This window comes from Desulfomicrobium apsheronum, from assembly GCF_900114115.1.
GTDB lineage: Bacteria > Desulfobacterota > Desulfovibrionia > Desulfovibrionales > Desulfomicrobiaceae > Desulfomicrobium > Desulfomicrobium apsheronum.
On sequence record NZ_FORX01000001.1, the window covers coordinates 14,333 to 34,574 of the forward strand.

Below are 20,242 nucleotides of genomic sequence, written 5' to 3' on the forward strand. Positions count from 1 at the left end.
ATTTATTTCCCGAGAAACTTTTTGATGGCGGTGATGCCCATCTTGCGCCGCAGGAAGCCAAGCTGGTTCTGCAGCGGCAGGTTCTTGGGGCAGATGTCCTCGCAGGCCAGCAGGCCCATGCAGCCGAAGATACCGTAATCGTTGCCGATAATTTCAAAATACTCCTTGTCCGTGCGCTGATCGCGCGGATCGACGACAAAGCGGGCCACGCGATTCAGGGCCGCCGCGCCCAGGAAGTCGTCACGCATGCGGGCCGTGCCGCAGGCCGCGATGCAGCAGCCGCATTCCACGCAGCGTTCGAGCTCGTAGATCTGCTCGGCCACGGCATTGTCCATGCGCTCCTCTTCCTTTGTATGATCGAATTCCTTGGTGGTATGGATCCAGGATTCCGTTGCCTGGTACATCTCGCGGAACCACACGCCCGTGTCGACGGACAGGTCGCCGATGAGCTTGAAGACCGGCAGCGGCAACAGGGTGATGGTTTCCGGCAGATCCTTGGTCTTGGTCTGGCAGGCCAGGCGCGGGCGGCCGTTGACGACCATGCCGCAGGAACCGCAGATGCCGGCGCGGCAGCAGAAGTCGAAGATGAGGCCGGGGTCCTGCTCCTCGCGCAGGCGGTTGAGCGCGATGAAGAGGGTCATGTTCTCGGTTTCGTCCAGCGTGAAGGTCTGCATGCGCGGCTGAGAGGCCGACTCCTCGGGATTGTAGCGGAAGATCTCGAATTTCAGTGTTCTGCCCATGGTTTCCTCCTAGCGCTTGATGGTCTTGGCCGCGATGGTTTCGGGATCAGCCTGGATGATGGTGCCGCCGCCGTAGCCACGGTCGCCCGGAGGAATCTCGAAGTGGGGGGTTGCGTCCTCGTATTTGAGCATCGGCATGTCCGCGTTCTCGGGCCAGTAGGCCAGGGTGCGGTTCAGCCAGTTCTTGTCGTCGCGCGCCGGGAAATCCTCGCGATTGTGGCTGCCCCGGCTCTCCTTGCGGGCCACGGCTCCGGCGGCGATGCCCAGGGCCAGACGCACCTGGCCGCGCAGCTTGAGGGCTGCGGCCACTTCGTGGTTGGCGCCAAGGCCGTTTGAGACCAGGCCGATCCTGCCCGAGCGTTCATAGATGCCCTGCAATGTTTCGATGCAGGTCAGCAGATCCTTTTCATTGCGGAACACGAAGCAGCCGGTCATCAGCGCTTCCTGCATCTCGGCGCGCACCTTGTAGACGTTCTCCTTGCCCAGGCGGCCGGCGATGAGATCGTCGATGCGGCGCTGCTGGCGGCGCACTTCGGCGTTCACGACTGCGGTGGAATAGGTGGTTTCGGTCCCTTGCAGGTATTCGACGATGCATTTGCCGATGATGCCTCCGGCGACCACGGTCTCGGCCAGGGAGTTGCCGCCCAGGCGGTTGAAGCCGTGCATGTCCCAGCAGGCCGACTCACCGGCGGAGTAGAGGCCCTTAAGGCCATAGGCAGCGCCGGTCTTGTCCGTGCGGATGCCGGACATGGTGTAGTGCTGGGTCGGGCGCACCGGAATGAGTTGGGTGCGGGCGTCCACGCCGAGGAAGTTTTTGCAGATCTCGTCCACTTCGCGAAGCTTGGTGGAGATGTGCTTGTCGCCCAGGTGGCGGATGTCGAGCCAGAGGTGCTCGCCATAGGCGGACTTCACGCCGTGGCCTGCGCGCATGTGCTCGGTCATGCGCCGGGCGACCACGTCGCGGGAGGCCAGTTCGGCTTTTTCGGGCTCGTAGATGTGCATGAAGCGCTCTTCGTTCACATCGAGGAGCGTCCCGCCGTCGCCGCGGCAGCCTTCGGTCACGAGGATGTCCGTGGGCACGATGCCCGTGGGGTGGAACTGGATGGCCTCGGGGTTGCCGATGGGCACCACGCCCGTTTCCTGGGCTATGGCGTTGCCCGCGCCGTCGCAGATGACCGCGTTGGTCGTGGCAGTGTAGAGCCGGCCGTAGCCGCCGGTACAGATGGCCGTGGCCTTCGCCAGATAGACTTCGAGCTTGCCGGTGCGCAGGCAGCGCACTACCGCGCCCATGCATTTTTCGCCGTCATGGATGAGGGAGATGGCTTCCTTGCGGTCAAGGACGCTGATGCCGAGCTCGGCGCACTTGTTGTCCATGGTGCACATGACCGCGTGACCCGTGCCGTCGGAGGTGTAGCAGGTGCGCCATTTGGCCGTGCCGCCGAAGGAGCGGGCCGTGATCAGGCCTTCCTTCTCGGGCTTTTCGAACTTTTCGAATTTTTCGCCGCCCTTGAAATAGGTGGACTTGCCCGGCACCACGCGGTTCCATGGCACGCCCCAGTGGGCCAGGCGGCGCATCTCGATGGGCGCGGTGTCGGCGAACATGCGGGCCACTTCCTGGTCGCAGCCCCAGTCCGAGCCCTTGACCGTGTCCATGAAGTGCACATCCGGGTTATCCCCTTCGCCCATGGCGCAGTTGCCGATGGCGGCCTGCATGCCGCCCTGGGCGGCGGAAGAGTGGGAACGCCTGGCCGGAACTATGGACAGGCAGACAACGTCGAATCCGGCCAGGGCCGATTCCACGGCCACGCGCTCGCCGGCCAGACCGGCGCCGATGACCAGCAGATCAGAAGTATGGGTATACATGAATGCTCCCGAAATTTAGACGGTCATGGTGGCGTAGCGGGCCAATGCGATAAGGGCGATTGCCAGGACACAGCCAAAGGCGATGGTCAGGATCTTCACGACTTTCGGGCGCGTGGCGTCGGTGATGAAGCCCCATTTGACCCCGATCCTGTACACGCCGATAAAGACATGCAGCTGCACCAGCGGGATGAGCACCAGATAGAAGATAAGCCAGCCGCCGCTCTGGACCCGGACCGTGGAGGTGGCGGCCAGGATGGCCGTGTCGTTGATGTTGGTCCACATGTGGATGGCGCCAAGGACCAGGATGATCATGGCCGATCCCGCCTGCACGATCCAGAGCCAGGTGTCGCGGTGGTTCAGCAGACGCGCGTTGCGCCAGATTGCTTCCTGTCCTTCGAACCGGAACGGGATCTTGCGCGCGGCGATGACGAAATGCATGAAAAACAGGATGGGCACAAAAATGTGGGCCAGGGTGTCGAGATGCAGGGCTTCCAGCGCACCGGCCACCCCGTCGAGGGCCCCGGCGCCGAAAATGATGGACGCGGTCAGCAGCGTGTGGAAGGCGATGAAAAGGACCAGCCCGGCTCCGGTAAGCATCTGGAGCCAGTCGAGATACGCATCCCGGCGTCCCGGACGCACGACATGCATGGTGGCATCAACGGACATACTTCCTCCGAAGTTGCGGAGCCAATGCACTGCTGACTCCTGGTTGAACAACCAATTTGTTTTTCAAGAAACGATGGGAGCCCGAAGACTATCGGAAAAGAATTTTTGTAGGCATGATGGCTACTCGAATACAATTGATCAGTCAATCACATGCCATAACACCGCACTTGCAAGACACGCGTCAAAAGGTACAAAAAGGTTCGGAACGATTGGAATATATCCCGGAGAGAAAGATGAACTCAAAATCACGTTCAATACGCTTGCCCGTCGGCGGAATGCACTGCGCGGCGTGTTCGACCCGCATCGAAAAAGTGGTTGGCGCCATGCCGGGGGTGGAAAGCATTTCCGTCAATCTGGCCAGCGAAGAGATGGATCTGCTCCATGATCCGCAAGACGCGCCCCTTGAGAAAGTGCTGGAGCAGGTGCGGGAACTCGGTTTTTCCGTCGAGGCCCCGCAAGAGCAGAACGTGCTGGACCTCAAAATCGGCGGCATGCACTGCGCGGCCTGCTCATCGCGCATCGAGCGCGTCACCGGCCGCCTGGAAGGAGTAAAGGAAGCCAGCGTCAATCTGGGCGCCGAAAGCGGCCGTTTCGTCTTCGACCCGGCTCTGGTTTCGCAACGCACACTCCGCCAGACCATCCACGACGCAGGTTTCACCACGAGCATCCCGCAAAAACAAAGCGCTGGAGACGAAGAGGCGCGGATCGCCGCGCGGCTTGAGGAGAAAAAACGGGTAGTGCTCTGGTCCATGGCCTTTGCCCTGCCGCTTCTGGTCCTTTCCATGGGGCACATGTGGGGCATGCCCCTGCCGAGCTTCCTCGACCCCATGCACGCACCGGGGACATTCGCCCTGGCCCAGCTGCTGCTGACCCTGCCCGTGGTCTGGAGCGGACGGAGCTTCTATCTGATCGGCTTCCCGGCCCTGGCCAGGCGCGCCCCGAACATGGACTCGCTGGTGGCCGTGGGCACGGGCGCGGCCCTGGTCTACTCGCTGTGGAACACCATCGAGATCTGGCTCGGCGTGGACGCCCAGGCCCGCGCCATGGATCTGTACTACGAATCGGCGGCGGTGCTCATCGCCATGATCTCGCTGGGCAAGTTTTTCGAGGCCCGCTCCGTGTCGAAAACCACCGGCGCGGTCCGGGCGCTCATGGCCCTGGCGCCGGACACGGCCACCCTTGTGGACGGCGAGGAGGAGCGCAAGATCCCGGTGGAAGAGATCGAGCCCGGCGATCTGCTGCGCATCCGCCCCGGCGAGCGCCTGCCCGTGGACGGCGAGGTGGCGGAAGGACAGAGCCATGTGGACGAATCCATGCTCACGGGCGAACCCCTGCCTGCACGGCGCGGTCCCGGGGACCGAGTTTACGGCGGCACGCTCAACACCACGGGCGCGTTCGTCATGCGCGCTTCCCTGGTGGGCGAGGACACCATGCTCGCCCGCATCGTGCGTCTGGTCCGGGACGCCCAGGGGTCAAAAGCCCCCATCGCCAACCTGGCCGACACCATCAGCTACTATTTCGTGCCCGTGGTCATGGCCCTGGCCCTGGCTTCAGGCCTGGCCTGGTACCTGCTGAGCGACGAGCCCTTCGTCTTCGCCCTGCGCATCGCCATCTCCGTGCTGGTCATCGCCTGCCCGTGCGCCATGGGCCTGGCCACGCCGACGTCGATCATGGTCGGCACCGGCCGGGGCGCGCAGCTCGGGGTGCTGATCAAATCCGGCCGGGCCCTGCAACGTGCCGGGGAGCTTGGCACCCTTGTCTTCGACAAGACCGGGACCCTGACCATCGGCAAACCGGTGCTGACCGAGGTCTGGGTCGACCCGTCCGCCGGGCTCGACAGGGACGCCCTGTTGCGTCTGGCCGCATCGATCGAGGCCCAGTCCGAGCATCCCCTGGCCCAGGCCGTGGTCGCGGCCGCGCAGGGCCCTCTGCCCAAGGCCGGGGACTTTCTGTCCGTCCCAGGCCAGGGCGTGACCGCCACGGTCGAAGGCAGCACCGTCGCCATCGGCAACGAGCGACTGATGCAGGCCGGGAATCTGAATCTGGAAGCGGCCAGGGCCGCGCGCGAGCGCATGGAGGAAAACGGAGCCACCGTGGTGCACGTGGCGGTGGACAACGTTCTGGCGGGTTTGCTGGCCATAAGCGACCAGCTCAGGCCTGAATCGGAGAAGGCGGTGCAGCGTCTGCGCGACCTGGGCATGGAGATCGTGCTCCTGACCGGTGACTCCGAGCGGGCCGCCCGGGCCGTGGCCGCACGACTCGGCATCGACCGGGTCATCGCCGGGGTGCTGCCGGACCGCAAGGCCGAGGTCATCATCGAGCTTCAGCAGGAAGGGCGCGTTGTCGGAATGGTCGGAGACGGGATCAACGACGCCCCGGCCCTGGCCCGGGCCGACCTGGGATTGGCCATGGGCGGGGGCATGGACGTGGCCATGGAGTCCGGAGATGTCGTGCTCATGCGCGAAGACCTCTTTGGCGTGCTCACGGCCCTGTCCCTGAGCCGCGCGGTGATGCGCAACATCCGCCAGAATCTTTTCTGGGCCTTCGCTTTCAACACCATCGGGCTCCCCATCGCGGCAGGGCTTCTGCACGTCTTCGGAGGGCCAACCATGAGCCCCATGCTCGCGGGAGGAGCCATGGCCATGAGCTCGGTTTTGGTGGTCACCAACGCCTTGCGATTGCGTTTTTTTGTTCCTCACCATGCATAAACGTAGTATAGGTCGAAACCACACGGCCATGAAATCTGTAGGGAGTGGAAACCATGTTTAAACGCATCGAGCAGGTCCTGCCCGGTGAAATCCTGGCGGCCGACCTCATGGACCCGGCAGGCCGCCTGCTTTTTCCCAAGGGGGCGACGCTCTCGGAAAGCGCCATCGAGGCCCTTGGACAACGCGGGGTCGCGGACGTCGAGGTCGAGGACGAACGCGTGACCCTGAGCGCCGAACAGTTGAGGCAGGCCGCCGAGCATGCGCGCAGATTCTATGCCGGGCATGACCTTGGCGTCCCGCCCGGCCCGATCCTGCTCGGCCTGCGCACCGAAGCCGAAGCCCAACGCATCGAGAGAGGTCTCCCTCCGCTGCTGCGCGATTGCAGGGGGCCAGCCGGACCGGTGCAGCTGCCCCGGGAGCTGCCCATGTTCTGCCTGGACAGCTTCGATCCCCCGCAGCTGTCCGCCGTGGCCCAGGACCTCAATCTGGCCTTGAGCGAGCCCGACCCCTCCAGCAAGAAGATCGTCGAAATCATCACCCGCAGCCCCGGGCTCACGGCCAAGCTCCTGCGACTCGTAAACACGCCTATCTATGGATTCCAACGCAAGGTCGAAACCGTTTCCAGGGCCGTGTCCATCGTCGGCCTGCGCGAAGTGGGCATGCTCGCCTCCAGCCTGCTCATGGTCGACCAGTTCGGGGTCATCCCGAAATCAGTGATCGAGATGCGCACCTTTCTCGAACACAGTCTCGGCTGCGCCCTGACCTGCAAGGCGCTGGCGGAAAGCACCGGACTGGCACAGCCGGAACAGGCGTTTGTAGCCGGGCTTCTGCACGACATCGGGCGACTCTATTTCTTCACGTCCTTTCCAGAGCGCTCCCGGTATTGCATTGACAGCGCCCTCAAGCACAAGCGCCCGCTGATGACCGAGGAAGCTCTTTTCTTCGGCATCGACCATGCGGACATGGGCGAGCGCCTTCTGGACGGATGGCGGATGCCCCCCGGCCTGAGCCGAACCGTGGGCAGTCACCACAATCCCGCGCGTGCCACGGACCTGCCCCTCGCCGGCATCGTGCATCTGGCCGACCTTTTGACCCACGCCATGGGACTTGGCTGCAGCGGCGAATGCGGTCCACCGGAGGCCCGCCCGGAAGTGATGGATCTCATACCGATCCAGCCTGAGCAGATGGTCGACATCGCGATCCGCATCGAGACGCAGCTCGGCCTTATCATGGGAGCGTTTCAATGAATTCAACCTCGACCCTGAAGGAGAGAACATGCAGATCAAGCGCAAAAACATCCCCGCCGCCACGGTCCTTGAAGCCGCAGCCACGCTGACAATCCCGGAAATCGCGGCCTTTGCCGGCAAGATCATCCCCATGCTCCTGGCGGAGATCGAAAACAGAGGCATGGCCCTGACCGGTCCGTGCATCTTCACGTACGATGGCTGCGACGGCTCCCCGGAAAAGGAGTTTTCCCTGAAGGTATCCTTTCCCGTGGACGCCTGCCGTGGCCAGGGAGCGTTCACCTGCGCGGAAATTCCCGCCCACGAATGCCTGTGCACGGATTACAGAGGCCCCATAGGCGGAGTCGGCCTCGCCTGGACCGCCTTCACCCCGCAGGCCCTGCAGCAGGGAGTTGCCTTGCAGCCCCTGGGCCGGGAAGTCTACGTGCACTGGGAAGGCATGGGCAGCGAGGACAACCTGACGGAACTTCAGATACCCTTGCAGAATTGAGCTCAAGCAATGGGGGCTCCCGTTCTCTTCACATCTCGGGGAGAGCAATTTCGAGCTTGCCTTGAAATCAGGGCGGCGGTTTTAAAAAATATTCAGGCCCGAAGCGTAACGGTAAATGCGCTTCGGGCCTGAATATTTTCGCGGCGGTGAAACCGGGAGGAGGTGCCCGGCAGGCCGCTTAGAGGCAGGAGTCGGCAGGCGTGAAGGGCAGGCCAAAGGCTTCGGCGACGCCCTTGAAGGTGATCTTGTCGCCGACCATGTTCAGGCCGTTCTTCAGGCCCGCGTTTTCCTTGCAGGCGGCCTTCCAGCCCTTGTCCGCGATCTGCAGGGCATAGGGCAGGGTCGCGTTGGTCAGGGCCATGGTCGAGGTGATCGGAACCGCCCCGGGCATATTGGCCACGCAGTAGTGGATGATGCCGTCCACTTCGTAGATCGGGTCGGAATGGGTGGTCGCCTTGGAGGTCTCGAAGCAGCCGCCCTGGTCGATGGCCACGTCCACGAGCACGCAGCCGGGCTTCATGCCTTTGAACATCTCCCGGGTGATGAGCTTGGGAGCCTTGGCACCGACCACCAGCACCGCGCCGATGATGGCGTCGGCCTGGGCGGCCAGCTCGCGGATCATGGCCGGAGAACTCATCAGCGGCGTGCAGTTCTTGGGCATGATTTCGGACAGGTAGCGCAGGCGGTCGAGATTCATGTCCAGGATATAGACCTTCGCTCCAAGACCCGCCGCCATCATGGCCGCGTTGGTCCCGACGATGCCGCCGCCGAGGACCAGCACCGTGGCCGGGGCCACGCCGGTCACGCCGCCGAGCAGGATGCCGCGTCCGCCGTGCACGCGCTCATTGTACTTGGCCGCCTCCTGGGCCGCCATGCGTCCGGCCACTTCGCTCATGGGAGTCAAGAGCGGCAGGCCGCCGTGAGGGCCGGTCACGGTCTCATAGGCGATGGCCACGGAGCCGGTCTTCATGAATTCACGGGTCAGCTTCTCTTCGGCCGCAAAGTGAAAATAGGTGAAGACGATCTGGCCGGGCTTGACCATCGCATACTCAGACGGCTGCGGCTCCTTGACGTGCATGACCATGTCGGACTGGGCATAGACCTCGGCCGGAGCCGCGACGATCCGTGCTCCCGCCGCCGCGTAGTCGGCATCGGAAAACCCGCTGCCGATACCGGCCGAAGCCTCCACCAGCACCTCGTGACCGTGCTGCTTCATGACTTCAACCCCGGCCGGAGTCATGCAGACCCGGTTTTCCTGCGCCTTGATTTCCTTGAGAACTCCGACAATCATGTGCCTGCTCCTTATGCCTGTGCCAAGTTGAGTAAGATGGAAAAATCTCTTACTGGCAAAAAGCTTACCACAAACACGGTCCGGGGCAAACATGCACGAAGGTTCCGCGCAAATCCCGAGCCGGCAAGGCTTGCGACACGCACGGCCTCATCGGGGCTCACGAGAAACCCTTCGCGAATCCGTGAGGATGCGACATGTCTGGAACGAAATATTGCCATTATTAGAAATACGTGTTTGAATTCGGGCAGTAAGGCAAATTTCATTTATGGTCATATATATTTCCAATTTATAAGCAAAATTTCCATCTTGAACGACAGGCACCCGTGGTCCACGCCTTTGCAAATCGCCCCGAACGGCAGCCGTGCGCACAGCCTGCCAAGCAAGGGCTCCCGGACCGCCCGCACATGCACGGGCCATCGGGTCCGGGCAAAATCCGCCCCGCTTCAGCCCGGGCTTGACCCGCTCCGGGATGGTTGCCATGTGGCCGGGGGAAACAGTCCTGAAAAATGGAGAACACATGCTGGAATTTCGCGAGGTGACCCTGCGCCGCGCCGGGAGAGTGATTTTGGACCGGGTGAACCTCACCGTGTTCCCGGATGAACATCTGGCCCTGACCGGACCGTCGGGTGCCGGCAAATCCACGCTGCTCAAGGTCGCCCTCCTGTTCGAACCCGTGGATGCGGGCGCCGTCCTGTGGAACGGACGGGAGGTCACGGTCGCCGACCTCGGCGCCCATCGCTCCCGCTTTCTGTACATCGGCCAGAAGCCCCTGCCCTTCGAAGGCACGGCCGAGGAGTATCTGAACCTGCCGTTCACCTTTGCCGCCAATCACGCCCTGCATGCGGACCAGGTGGAACAGGACCGGCTCATGGAGGCCCTGGGACTTGACCCGGCCTTGAAGAAGAGCCCGTACACCAGGCTGTCCGGAGGAGAACAGCAGCGCCTGACCATCATCCAGGGCTTGCAACTGAAGCGCGATTTCTGCCTCTTGGACGAGATCACCTCCAGCCTGGACCAGGACTCCATGCGCGCCGTGGTCGGATTTTTTGCCCGGGACAAGGCCCGCACGGTGCTGGCCGTGACCCATAACCGCGAATGGCTGGATTTCGGCTTCACCGAGGTCGGCCTTGAATCCGGAAAGCTCTGGAGGCGCGAATGAACGAGACAATGGTCATTTCCATCCCGGCCCTGCTCATGTTTTCCGTGATTCTGGTATTCCCGGTGCTCATCTTCCGTCACTTGCGCCTGCGCCTGACCCGGGATCTGCTCATCTCCATGATGCGCATGGCCGTGCAACTGGCGCTGGTGGCCGTCTATCTGGAGTACATCTTCAGGCTCGACATGCTGCTGGTCAACGTGGCCTGGGTGCTGGTCATGATCGTCGTGGCCACGGGATCGATCCTGCGCCAGAGCTGGCTATCGTGGAGAAAATGCCTGTGGACGATCCTGCCCGCCCACCTGCTGACCGCGCTGCTGATCCTGACCGGGTTCCTGCTGGTCTTCGATCTCGCCACCATCTCCTCGGCCCGCTATCTGGTCCCGCTCATGGGCATGGTGCTGGGCAACATCCTGCGCAGCAACGTCGTGGTTCTGGACCGCTTTTTCTCCGAATTACGTACAGGGGTCGAGGTGCACATCCAGTACCTGACCCTGGGCGCAAGCCGCGCGGAAGCGGTGCGCCCCTTCCTTCGCAACGCTCTGCGCGCCGCTATCGGGCCGCAGATCGGGACGGTGGCGACCATGGGCATCGTTTCCCTGCCGGGCATGATGACCGGCCAGATCCTGGGCGGATCATCCCCGTCCGTGGCCATCGTCTACCAGATCATGATCATGATCGCGATTTTCACCGCCGCCACGGTCTCGTCGTTTCTGGCCGTGCACTTCGCCCGCAAGATGGCTTTCGACCCTTGCGGACGGCTCAATGAAGACATTTTTCTAAGGCGTCCCTGAAAAAGGCGTAACAAAGCTCAAGTCCAAGCTTATCGCTTTGAAATAAAAGAACTTATTTTTGGTGGAAAGCGTTGGGTTTTTCCGTGGCCCTGCTACATCAAGCCGCAATCCAAATTTCGCGGTCAAGGCCCCTTCGGGGCAAGGCGGGTCTCATGCGCTTTTATCTCACCACCATCATTTTGCTGTCGCTCAGCAACATCTTCATGACCTTTGCCTGGTACGGGCACCTGCGCAACCTGTCGCAGACCCCCTGGATCATCGCGGCGTTTGCCAGCTGGGGCATCGCGCTCATGGAGTACCTGCTCCAGGTCCCGGCCAACCGCATCGGACACCAGGTCATGAACATCGGCCAGCTCAAAATCCTTCAGGAGTGCATCGCCCTGTCCGTCTTCATCCCCTTTTCCATCCTGTACATGAAGGAGAAGCCGGGCATGGACTACGTCTGGGCCGGGCTGTGCATTCTCGGCGCGGCCTTCTTCATGTTCCGCAAGAAACTGATGGGCGCCTGAGCTTCATGCACTCAAACAACGACGAAGGGCCGCGCTCCCATGGGAACGCGGCCCTTCGCCGTTGTGGAACCGTTTCCTACCAGACGCCCTGTTTCCAGATCTCGTCCAGGGGTTTGCGGGGGGATGGACTTTCCCAGTCGACATAGGGCTTGCCCAGATTTTCCCTCACATCCAGAACGCCGATGGTGAACCCGGCCACGACTTCAAACTCATTCCTGTCGATGCCGAAAGCGTCGTAAATGGCCTCTTTTCTGATCCCGGACATGCCATGGGTGTAGAGGCCAAGCTTTCTGGCCTGCAAGGTCAGGGACATCCAGGCCGAACCGCAATCGTACACGGCCGTGGGATTGGGCTTGCCGGACTGGGTGAAATTCCTGCGGGCGACCATGAAGCCTATGAGGGAGGCGTTCACGGCCCACTTCCGATTGCCTTCAACCAACAGGCCAAGGAAGGTCTCAAAAGTTTCGTCTGTTGACGTCAGGATGTTCCAGGGCTGCTCGTTGTAGGCCGACGGCGCCCAGCGGGCCGCATCGAAGATGACCTTCAGGTCTTCGGCGGGAATGGCGGTCCTTACGAAGGAACGCGGGGACCAGCGGGTCGGGAAGTCTTCGGCCACCCCTGTCAGGGGATCGCGCGTGCCGAAATCGGGAGCATAGGGGGACGGATATTTCATGGTCTCCTCCGGGTTTGTGTGCGGCGTTCACGTTTCCCGCGACATATCCCCTGCCGGGCGGGGCGTGTCAACGTAGACGGTCATCCCCGGCGATTTTTCATGATCCGCCCGAACTGCTCTCTGAACTGTCCGGCCCCGCCGTTGGCCGGATGCCTAAGGGCCGGGGCGGTGATGCCCATGGCCGCGAGCAACGCGGCGGACTTTTGCCCCACGGCCAGAATTTGGGCCCGAGAGGCGTAGGCCATGAGCGCCCGCAGCACGGGCTGTCCGAGCATGACCTCGTTGTCGCAGGGGGTGCGGTTGCTGAGCAGGCCCTTGTCGGGCTTGTAGGGATGCCACGGGAAGGCGTTCCACAGGATCACGTCGCGCGGGTCCACGCCCAGCGCCGCCATGGCCCCCCAGACGATGGTGGCCGTGGGCTCGGTGAAGCCGTCCGGCTTCACGTCCTCGCGGCTGGTGCGCCGCGGCTTGGCCGCAAGGACCATCTCGGGACCAAGACCCTTGTGGCGCAGATGCCCAAGAAGCAGACGCTCGGAGGTCATGGCGATGCCCGAGAAATGCCCGCCCTGATAGCCCAGGGCCTCGGCCAGAAGAATGACCGTGGCCTTTTGCCGTTCGCCGAGGTAGGAGGCGAGCTGCTCCCGCCGCACGGCCGGAGCGCCGGGCGCGGCATCGTGCGCGGGATCCCGGTGATGCCAGGGATTGAACACCGCCCCGGACGGAGAGTTTTTCAAAAGTTTCATGAATTCATGCATGGGCTCTGCGCTACACACTGCCCGACTCCGGTGCAAGACCCTGCAAACGAGGACCAGAATGATCGACGTCATCCATTACCCGCTTTTCATCATCACCGCCGTGACCCTGAATCTCTATCCCGGCCCGGACACCCTCTACATACTGAGCCGCAGCACAACGCAAGGCCGCGCCGCAGGTGTCGCCTCGGCCCTTGGAATCTCCAGCGGATGCGTGATCCACGCGCTGCTCGGCGCCCTGGGACTGGCCGCCGTGGTCATGGCCTCGGCCACGGCCTATCAGATGATCAAATGGGCCGGAGCGGCCTATCTCGTCTATCTCGGCCTGACCATGATTTGGACACGCTCCGAAAGCGCGTCCCACGCCAAACCCAAAAGGCAATCCCCGGGCCGCATCTATGTCCAGGGCGTGATCACCTGCGTGCTCAATCCCAAGGTGGCGCTCTTCTTCCTGGCCCTCATCCCGCAGTTCATCGCGCCGGGGGCCGCCCATCCCGGCCTGTCCTTTCTGGCGCTGGGCTTGACCTTCGTCGCCACCAGCACGCTCTGGAGCCTCATTTTGGCCGTGGCCGCCGGAGCATTGCATCGGCGGCTGACCGGCGGTTCAGGCGCCATCCGGCTCAGACGCCTGGGCGGAGGACTGCTCGTCGGACTCGGAGCGCGACTGGCTTTTTCCGACTAGGCCTTGACGCGCCCCCCGGCGGATTTACCCTCTTAAGCTGTGGCCAGACGACCTCTTGCACGGAGACCACCTGATGAACACCAATTCCAATCCAAATCTCAAGATCGGCCTTGCCCTTGGCAGCGGCTCATCGCGTGGCTGGGCCCACATCGGCATCATCAGGGCTCTGGCTGAGCAGGGCATACGGCCTGATATCGTCTGCGGAACCTCTGTCGGAGCCCTTGTCGGCGCGGCCCATGTCGCAGGCAACCTGGACAAACTCGAAGAGTGGGTCCGCTCCCTGACACGGCTTGAGACCGCAAGCTTCTTTGAACTCAATTCCTCCTTCACGGGATTCGTGAACACCTCCAGGCTGCGCAAATTTCTGGAAAAGCACGTAGTCGGGGCGGACGTACGCATCGAGGACCTTGAGCTGCAATACTGCTCCGTGGCCACCAGCCTGGAATCGGGTCGCGAGATATGGTTCACCAAAGGGCCGATGCTGGAGGCCGTGTGGGCATCCATCTCCCTGCCGGGACTGTTCCCGGCCATCCGGCACGAAGGCCGCTGGCTCGTGGACGGCGGCCTGGTCAACCCGGTGCCGGTCTCTGTCTGCCGCGCCCTCGGGGCCGACGTGGTCATCGCCGTCAATCTCAATGGCGACATCGTGGGCAAGCATCTGGAGAAGACGCCAAAAAAGGAGAAAAGGAACGGCATGGCCGAGGCGTTCTCAAATCTGGTCAAGGAATACGCGGGATCTCTCTTTTCCTTTACCGAAGAGGAAGACGAACCCCCGGGACTTTTCGACGCCATCGCCGGCTCCGTGAACATCGCCCAGGAACGCATCACGCGCAGCCGCCTGGCCGGAGATCCTCCGGAGATCCTGTTCACCCCAAAGCTCTCGCACATCGGGTTGCTTGAGTTCTTCAGGGCCGAGGAGGCCATCGAAGAAGGCAAAAAATGCGTCGCGCGCATGCTGCCCGAGATCGAGCATCTGCTGCAAAGAATATAGCCGTCATCATTGAATCAACAATGTGTCCGAGGAGGCCCCATGCCCATATTGCGTTTTGTTCTTTTCTTCCTGTTCATCACCACCCAGGCCCTTGCGGCCCAGGTGCGCGTTTCCGACACGGATTACCGCGCCTACCGGACTCTGACCCTGGACTCGGGCCTGGAGGTGCTGCTGGTGCAGGACGAGCGCGCCTCCAAGGCCGCCGCCGCCCTGGCCCTGCCCGTGGGCAGTCTCGACAACCCGGACTCCCAACCCGGACTGGCCCATTATCTGGAGCACATGCTCTTTCTGGGCTCCAAATCCTATCCCGGCCCCGAGGAGTACCAGTCCTTCATCACCAGAAACGGCGGCCAGACCAACGCGGCCACGGGCTACACCTCCACCACGTACATGATGGAAGTCGATCCGCCCGCCTTTGCCGAGGCCCTGCGGCGCATGGCCGACACCCTGGCCCACCCGAGACTTGACCCGGTCTATGCGGACAAGGAGCGAAACGCCGTCAACGCCGAGATGGAGTCCAAGAAGCACAGCGACGGCCGCCGCCTGGCCATGCTGACGCTCTCGACCCTGAACCCCGAGCATCCCGGCACCCGCTTCACGGGCGGAAATCTGGAGACCCTGTCCGACAAGCCGGGCAGCCTCCTGCACGAGGAACTGGTACGCTTCCACGCTACCTGGTACTCGGCGAACCTGATGAAAGGCGTGCTCTACGGGCCCCGCAGCCTCGACGAACTGGAAGCCCTGGCCAGACGGGAGCTCGCCGTCATCCCCGATCGTCAGGCCAAGGTGGCCGTTCCCACCGTGCCCCCGGCCACGGATGCCGAAAAGGGCGTCATCATCGGGGTTCGTCCCGTGCGCGAGACCCGCAGCCTGAGCATCGATTTCGCCCTGCCCCAGACTCTGGACGACTACCGCACCAAGCCCCTGCAGGTCGTGTCCGCCGTGCTCGGCACGGAGACCTCGCACTCCTTGATCGAGGTCCTGCGCGACAAGGGACTGGCGCTGTCCTTAAGCGCCGGAGGCGACACCACCAGCCTTCGCAACGGCGTAACCCTCTCCCTCTTCGTGCAGCTTACCGAAGAAGGCGACAGACGCCGCGACGAGGTCCTGGCCACAATCTTTGCCTACTTCGACCTGCTGCGCACCCAGGGCCTGGATCAGGCCTATTTCGATCAGCTGCAGCGCATCTGGGACATGGAATTCCGCTTCGCCCCCCTGACCAGCGGCTTCGACTATGTCGCCTCCGCCGCCAGACGGATGCTCCTGCATCCCATCGAGGATGTGAATTTCGGTTTCTATCGCCTGGATTCCTACGACCGCGAGGCCGTGAACACGGTGACCCAGGCGCTGCGGCCCGAAAACGCGCGGATCTTCCAGGTCGGCCCGGACCAGCCCGTGGACAGGGAGGCTTTTTTCTACCAGACGCCGTACAGCACAAGGCCGGTCCAAGCAGACGACATTGCCCGCTGGGCCGAGCTTTCAGCGGGGATGGACCTGCGCCTTCCGGATCTGAATCCCTTTCTGCCGGACGACTTCTCCCTGGTCGCACCCAAGGGCGACGCAAGGCCCCGCGAACTCGCGGACAGACCCGGCCTCTCCCTCTGGTACGCCAACTCCGCATTCCGCCAGGAGCCCAGGGCCATTCTCATGACCCGGTTGCAGTCCACGCGATTCGCTTCCACCATCGAACAAACGGCCCTGCAGGGCGTGCTGCTCGAACTGTGGGACCAGAAACAGGCGGGCCTGCGCTATCAGGCCATAGAGGCGGGGCTCGGACTGTCGATATCCGGAGACGAAGGCATCGTGATCCGCATCGACGGCTTCAGTCAGCACCAGACAGACCTCTTGCCCCGGGTGCTGGGCTTTCTTAAGCAGGAAGTTACGCCGGAAGACTTTGAACAGGCCAAGGCGGAACAACTGCGCGATCTTGCCAACATGGAAAAACAGGGGCTGTTCGGCCAGGCCATGGGTGCGATGCGCAATCTGCTCAAGACTCCGTCGTGGGATCACCGGGCTATCGAAGAGGCGACAAAGGGGCTGACCCTGAAGGATTTCAGCCAATACCTGAGCGCAGTGCGCCGGGATATGCGTTTCACGGTCTTTGGCTTCGGCAATGTCACGGAAGATGACCTGCAACGGCTGACGGCGGACCTTGAACAGTTTGTCGGTCCCGAAGCCGGAGCGCCTCCAACGGCAACGCGCATCGCGCCCAGGCAGGGCGTGGCGGCGGATTATCGCAAGCACAGCGTGCTGGAGGACAGCGCGCTGGTCGAACTCTTCCTCGACCCCGCGCCCGGCCCCCGTTCCAAGGCGCGCATGCTGCTCCTTGAGGGCCTGCTTTCCCCCCGCTTCTTCAACAGGCTGCGCACCGAGGAACAGCTCGGGTACGTGGCCACGACCTTTCCGGTCATGTTCGCGCACAATGCCGGGATCGGATTCGGCGTGCAAAGTCCGGTGCAGGGCACTGCAGGTCTGGCGGACAGATTTGAATCCTTCTATTTCCATGCGCTTGCGCAGATGCGCGCTGTGACAAAAGAGGAATTCGCAGGAGTGCGACAGGGCGTGCTGGCCTCGCTGACCAAGAGCCCGGACACCCTCGAAGAGGAGTTCGGCTGGCTTGAAACAGACCTGCGTCTTGGAAATCGGGACTTCGACAGCCTGGATCGATTGGTGGATGCCCTGAAGGCAATCTCCCTGCCCGAGGTCATACGTTCCTACGAGACCATGGTCATTGGTCCCGGCGGCACGCGGGCTCTCATCCAGATCCAGGGGTCACGCTTCGACGACTTCGGCTGGGCACGCAAAACGAACGCAAGGCCGGTCAAAGAACCGGAAGACTTCCACAAGCTCATGGGCCTGCAGCGCTACCAAGGCCTCTAGAACCCCCGTAAAAAAGGGCGCCCGTCAACCGACAGGCGCCCTTGTTCAATTCATCTTCCGGAGTTCCACCCGGAGACAGCTTCCAGCCTATTTTCCGCCCAGTTCCCGTCCTGCCAGGAAGGCCGCGTAGTTGGCCTGCCAGATGGCCGGCTTGGGGCTGACGTTCTTGAGAGCCTGCAGCCAGTATTCGTTGGGGAATGAATCGAAGGGAGCAAGAGTGCTCAGGACTCCGATCATGACCACGTTGGCGCTGCGGCCCGTGGGGTCGCCAAGGCCAAGGGCCGTTGCGAGCACATCGACGTCGATGACCTTGTACCCGCTTAAGGCCTCGCGCACGGCTTCCACCGTCGGATAGTTCTCGGCCTTGAAGAGCGGGGGCATGATGGCCGTATCGGCCAGAATGACCGTGCCGCCAGGCCTCAGCATGTCCAGGAAACCGGGGCGGAACACTTCGCTGCGCTCCATGCAGACCAGGCACTGGGTGGTGCCGGGCATGAGCACGGGGGAATGGACCGCGCCGCAGGCGAAGGTGCTGATGACCGGGCCGCCCATCTGGGCCATGCCGTGGGTCTCACCCTTGACGATGTTCTGCTGGTCGTAGCCGAGCAGGTACGCGAGCTGGGTCAGCACCCGACCAAAGAAGAGATTGCCCTGGCCGCCGACGCCGCGAATAGCCACGGACAGGAAGGCGGGCAGGCCGCCGATGGCGGGCAGGTCGATGGTCTCGGGCGGAACGGGCAGATCCGGACAGCTGGTCAGGCCGCAGGCGCTCTGGTCCTTGGCCGGGGCGATGGCGCCCTTGGGGCACATCTGGGCGCAGGCCGGGTTCTGGCTCACACAGCCGGTACAGATGTTGTTGAAGAAGGGCAGCCCCTCGGCGTCGGCTTCTATGCCGGAGCAGATCTGGCACATGCCGCAGCGGATGCACAGCTCCGGGTCCACGGCCATTTTGACGCCGTAGGACTCCTTGGGCATCTTGCGGATGCACACGCCCGTAACCACAAGGGTGGTGAAGGTGCCGGTCTCGGCGGCCGCAAGAGCGGTCTTGAGCGCTTTTTCCAGGGCTTTCTTGTCATAGCCGCTGACCTCGACCACATTGGCCCCGTGCGCCTTCAGGCTTGCATTCAGGTCGAAGACATTGGGATCCCCGGCCAGGTTGGCGGGAGACGTGGGCGAAGGCTGTCCGCCGGTCATGGCGGTCCATTCGTTGTTCAGGATGACCTTGACGCCGGGGATGTTCCTGAAAATCGTGTTGCGGGTCGCGTCCATGCCGCTGTGACACTCCGTGCCGTCGCCGAGCACTGCCAGGCATTTGCTCGCGGCCTCGGGGCGGGACAGGACATAGCCCAGCCGCTTGGCTTCGCTGGCGCCCATGGCCAGGGCGGTGTCCATGGCGTTCAGGAAATGCAGCAGGGTGTTGCAGCCGATATCGCCGAACACCGCTTCAAGCTTGCCCTTCTTGCGCATCTTGCCGACGATCTGGCCGAAAAGACGATACGGACAGCCCGCGCAGATCATGGGCGGACGCGGCAGACTGGCCACGGCGGATTTTCCGGCCGGCTCGGCCAGACCCAGGCGGGCGGAAATGAGCGCCGGAGTCCATTCGGTGACGGTCTCGTCCGCGCCCTTGCCCTGAACGGCGATTCCTTCGGCCTGGATAGCCTCCTGGATGAAGCGATAGCCGTCCTCGATGACGTAAACAGGACCGTCGATGCTTTCGCAGAAGCGGCGGATGAGATCCATGGGCAGGGGGTAGGTGAAGCCCAGGGACAGGACATCCACATTCTTGCCCGTGGCGGCCCGGACCTCCTCCACGAAGAGGTCGTTCACGCCGTGGGTGATGATGCCGATCTTGCCGTCGCCTCTGGTCAGAACATTGAGCGGACTCTCCTCGACCATCCCGCGCAGGGCCGGGATGCGGGTGGTGCGAACCTGATCATGAAACATCCGCGCACGCACGGGCAGGGTGATGAAATCGCTCATCTTCTCGGGCAGGGGAGCCTTTTCGCGCGTGGTCGTTTCCATCAGGCGTACCAGGCCCTCGCTGTGACAGAGCACTCCGCTGGCGATGACGGCCACGGGCGTGTTGAACTGCCGTCCAATATCCGCCGCGATGCGGGCCGCCTCGTGCATCTCCTGGTGGTTGCGCGGCTCGAAGACCGGAATGCAGCAGCTTTTGAGCATGTAGCGCGGGTCCACCAGATGCTGGGTGGAACTTGGCGTGTAATCGCTGGCGATGTAATAGACGAGACTGCCGCGCTGGCCGGTGTAGAAGGCGGCTGAAGTTATCACGTCGGCGGCCTGAAAAAGGCCCGGAATCTTCATGGTCACGACACAGTCGCTACCGGCCAGGGTATGGCCGAATCCCACTCCCGCCGCCACGGCCTCGTTCACGGACCAGCCCACGGTGATCATGTCCTGGACCTGGGAGAGGCCCTTGTCGATGACCTCGGTGCTGGGCGTCCCGGGATAACCGTCCGCCGCGTGGATTCCGGCCCTCACGCAACCCACGGCAAAAGCCATGTTGCCCTGAATGACCACACCCTTGCCCGCCTCTGCGACACACATCGCCTTCACTGCACTCATGAATCCTCCAAAAAAAAAAATATGTCTTAAAGAAGCACCCCGTTCAAGGGCGTGACGGCAAACATTCAGGCGGCCGGTCCGGTCATCAAAGTCCCGAACATGTTCGCGCCTTGTCGTCTGCCGGTACGCGAAGCCCCGCCCTTTCTCAAGTCCCAAGCGAAACAAAGGTCGCACGCAAAGCCCCTGCAAGGGGCTTGCAAGAGCTACGCAGCACTGC

The 20,242-nt window shown here is 62.8% G+C and carries 16 protein-coding genes; 9 read left to right on the forward strand and 7 right to left on the reverse strand.

Going from position 1 to position 20,242, the window contains the following annotated elements:
• Positions 1–2 precede the first annotated feature (2 nt).
• From BMZ40_RS00065 to BMZ40_RS00075, 3 genes are read right to left on the reverse strand one after another with little or no spacing between them, the layout of a single operon-like run.
• The gene (locus BMZ40_RS00065; RefSeq protein WP_092372121.1) at positions 3–740 is read right to left on the reverse strand and encodes a fumarate reductase iron-sulfur subunit; all 738 of its coding nucleotides are present in this window, start codon (positions 738–740) and stop codon (positions 3–5) included.
• Between the two features lie 9 nt (positions 741–749).
• Positions 750–2,603 (reverse strand): fumarate reductase flavoprotein subunit, encoded by a 1,854-nt coding sequence (locus BMZ40_RS00070; protein WP_092372122.1) that lies wholly within the window; start codon positions 2,601–2,603, stop codon positions 750–752.
• A 15-nt stretch (positions 2,604–2,618) separates the two neighbouring features.
• Positions 2,619–3,269 (reverse strand): succinate dehydrogenase/fumarate reductase transmembrane subunit, encoded by a 651-nt coding sequence (locus BMZ40_RS00075; RefSeq protein ID WP_092372123.1) that lies wholly within the window; start codon positions 3,267–3,269, stop codon positions 2,619–2,621.
• Between the two features lie 233 nt (positions 3,270–3,502).
• On the opposite strand from BMZ40_RS00075, the gene BMZ40_RS00080 reads away from it, so the two are divergent.
• The 3 genes from BMZ40_RS00080 to BMZ40_RS00090 are packed head-to-tail and all read left to right on the forward strand — an operon-like array spanning position 3,503 to position 7,711.
• Positions 3,503–5,977, forward strand: coding sequence for a heavy metal translocating P-type ATPase (locus tag BMZ40_RS00080; protein ID WP_092372124.1), 2,475 nt, complete (start codon positions 3,503–3,505; stop codon positions 5,975–5,977).
• Between the two features lie 53 nt (positions 5,978–6,030).
• Positions 6,031–7,224, forward strand: coding sequence for an HDOD domain-containing protein (locus tag BMZ40_RS00085; protein WP_092372125.1), 1,194 nt, complete (start codon positions 6,031–6,033; stop codon positions 7,222–7,224).
• A gap of 28 nt (positions 7,225–7,252) precedes the next feature.
• Entirely contained in the window at positions 7,253–7,711 is a 459-nt protein-coding gene (locus tag BMZ40_RS00090) for a GyrI-like domain-containing protein (protein WP_092372126.1), read from the forward strand.
• 178 nt (positions 7,712–7,889) lie between these two features.
• Here the strand turns inward: BMZ40_RS00090 and ald are convergent, their stop codons facing one another.
• A complete protein-coding gene (ald, locus tag BMZ40_RS00095) occupies positions 7,890–9,002 on the reverse strand; it encodes an alanine dehydrogenase (RefSeq protein ID WP_092372127.1) in 1,113 nt (370 codons plus the stop codon).
• Positions 9,003–9,519: 517 nt separating this feature from the next.
• On the opposite strand from ald, the gene BMZ40_RS00100 reads away from it, so the two are divergent.
• The 3 genes from BMZ40_RS00100 to BMZ40_RS00110 all read left to right on the forward strand — a co-directional run bounded on the left by BMZ40_RS00100 (position 9,520) and on the right by BMZ40_RS00110 (position 11,461).
• Entirely contained in the window at positions 9,520–10,161 is a 642-nt protein-coding gene (locus BMZ40_RS00100) for an ABC transporter ATP-binding protein (RefSeq protein WP_177192933.1), read from the forward strand.
• On the forward strand, positions 10,158–10,952 hold the full coding sequence (locus BMZ40_RS00105) for an ABC transporter permease (protein WP_092372129.1): 795 nt from the start codon (positions 10,158–10,160) through the stop codon (positions 10,950–10,952). The genes BMZ40_RS00100 and BMZ40_RS00105 overlap by 4 nt, the downstream gene beginning before the upstream one ends.
• A gap of 152 nt (positions 10,953–11,104) precedes the next feature.
• Positions 11,105–11,461 carry a DMT family protein gene (locus BMZ40_RS00110; protein WP_092190220.1) on the forward strand — a complete coding sequence of 119 codons (357 nt, stop codon included), beginning with the start codon at positions 11,105–11,107 and terminating at the stop codon, positions 11,459–11,461.
• A gap of 76 nt (positions 11,462–11,537) precedes the next feature.
• Here BMZ40_RS00110 and BMZ40_RS00115 read toward each other — a convergent pair whose 3' ends face one another.
• The gene (locus BMZ40_RS00115; protein ID WP_092372130.1) at positions 11,538–12,134 is read right to left on the reverse strand and encodes a nitroreductase family protein; all 597 of its coding nucleotides are present in this window, start codon (positions 12,132–12,134) and stop codon (positions 11,538–11,540) included.
• Positions 12,135–12,214: 80 nt separating this feature from the next.
• Positions 12,215–12,877: a uracil-DNA glycosylase gene (locus tag BMZ40_RS00120; protein WP_245750986.1), complete on the reverse strand. Its 663-nt coding sequence runs from the start codon at positions 12,875–12,877 to the stop codon at positions 12,215–12,217.
• 70 nt (positions 12,878–12,947) lie between these two features.
• On the opposite strand from BMZ40_RS00120, the gene BMZ40_RS00125 reads away from it, so the two are divergent.
• The 3 genes from BMZ40_RS00125 to ptrA all read left to right on the forward strand — a co-directional run bounded on the left by BMZ40_RS00125 (position 12,948) and on the right by ptrA (position 17,439).
• On the forward strand, positions 12,948–13,568 hold the full coding sequence (locus BMZ40_RS00125) for a LysE family translocator (RefSeq protein WP_092372132.1): 621 nt from the start codon (positions 12,948–12,950) through the stop codon (positions 13,566–13,568).
• Between the two features lie 73 nt (positions 13,569–13,641).
• Positions 13,642–14,559 (forward strand): patatin-like phospholipase family protein, encoded by a 918-nt coding sequence (locus BMZ40_RS00130; RefSeq protein ID WP_092372133.1) that lies wholly within the window; start codon positions 13,642–13,644, stop codon positions 14,557–14,559.
• 39 nt (positions 14,560–14,598) lie between these two features.
• Positions 14,599–17,439, forward strand: a complete 2,841-nt coding sequence (ptrA, locus tag BMZ40_RS00135; protein WP_092372134.1) for a pitrilysin — start codon at positions 14,599–14,601, stop codon at positions 17,437–17,439.
• 87 nt (positions 17,440–17,526) lie between these two features.
• On the opposite strand, the gene BMZ40_RS00140 is transcribed toward ptrA, so the two are convergent.
• Complete coding sequence (locus tag BMZ40_RS00140) at positions 17,527–20,025, reverse strand: 2-oxoacid:acceptor oxidoreductase family protein (RefSeq protein WP_092372135.1); 2,499 nt, start codon at positions 20,023–20,025, stop codon at positions 17,527–17,529.
• Positions 20,026–20,242: the final 217 nt, after the last annotated feature.

What these genes read in the sequence shown, in the direction of transcription:
- BMZ40_RS00065 (WP_092372121.1), bottom strand. Translation starts at nt 740, where the DNA reads ATGGGCAGAACACTGAAATTCGAGATCTTCCGCTACAATCCCGAGGAG.
- BMZ40_RS00070 (WP_092372122.1), bottom strand. Translation starts at nt 2,603, where the DNA reads ATGTATACCCATACTTCTGATCTGCTGGTCATCGGCGCCGGTCTGGCC.
- BMZ40_RS00075 (WP_092372123.1), bottom strand. Translation starts at nt 3,269, where the DNA reads ATGTCCGTTGATGCCACCATGCATGTCGTGCGTCCGGGACGCCGGGAT.
- BMZ40_RS00080 (WP_092372124.1), top strand. Translation starts at nt 3,503, where the DNA reads ATGAACTCAAAATCACGTTCAATACGCTTGCCCGTCGGCGGAATGCAC.
- BMZ40_RS00085 (WP_092372125.1), top strand. Translation starts at nt 6,031, where the DNA reads ATGTTTAAACGCATCGAGCAGGTCCTGCCCGGTGAAATCCTGGCGGCC.
- BMZ40_RS00090 (WP_092372126.1), top strand. Translation starts at nt 7,253, where the DNA reads ATGCAGATCAAGCGCAAAAACATCCCCGCCGCCACGGTCCTTGAAGCC.
- ald (WP_092372127.1), bottom strand. Translation starts at nt 9,002, where the DNA reads ATGATTGTCGGAGTTCTCAAGGAAATCAAGGCGCAGGAAAACCGGGTC.
- BMZ40_RS00100 (WP_177192933.1), top strand. Translation starts at nt 9,520, where the DNA reads ATGCTGGAATTTCGCGAGGTGACCCTGCGCCGCGCCGGGAGAGTGATT.
- BMZ40_RS00105 (WP_092372129.1), top strand. Translation starts at nt 10,158, where the DNA reads ATGAACGAGACAATGGTCATTTCCATCCCGGCCCTGCTCATGTTTTCC.
- BMZ40_RS00110 (WP_092190220.1), top strand. Translation starts at nt 11,105, where the DNA reads ATGCGCTTTTATCTCACCACCATCATTTTGCTGTCGCTCAGCAACATC.
- BMZ40_RS00115 (WP_092372130.1), bottom strand. Translation starts at nt 12,134, where the DNA reads ATGAAATATCCGTCCCCCTATGCTCCCGATTTCGGCACGCGCGATCCC.
- BMZ40_RS00120 (WP_245750986.1), bottom strand. Translation starts at nt 12,877, where the DNA reads ATGAAACTTTTGAAAAACTCTCCGTCCGGGGCGGTGTTCAATCCCTGG.
- BMZ40_RS00125 (WP_092372132.1), top strand. Translation starts at nt 12,948, where the DNA reads ATGATCGACGTCATCCATTACCCGCTTTTCATCATCACCGCCGTGACC.
- BMZ40_RS00130 (WP_092372133.1), top strand. Translation starts at nt 13,642, where the DNA reads ATGAACACCAATTCCAATCCAAATCTCAAGATCGGCCTTGCCCTTGGC.
- ptrA (WP_092372134.1), top strand. Translation starts at nt 14,599, where the DNA reads ATGCCCATATTGCGTTTTGTTCTTTTCTTCCTGTTCATCACCACCCAG.
- BMZ40_RS00140 (WP_092372135.1), bottom strand. Translation starts at nt 20,025, where the DNA reads ATGAGTGCAGTGAAGGCGATGTGTGTCGCAGAGGCGGGCAAGGGTGTG.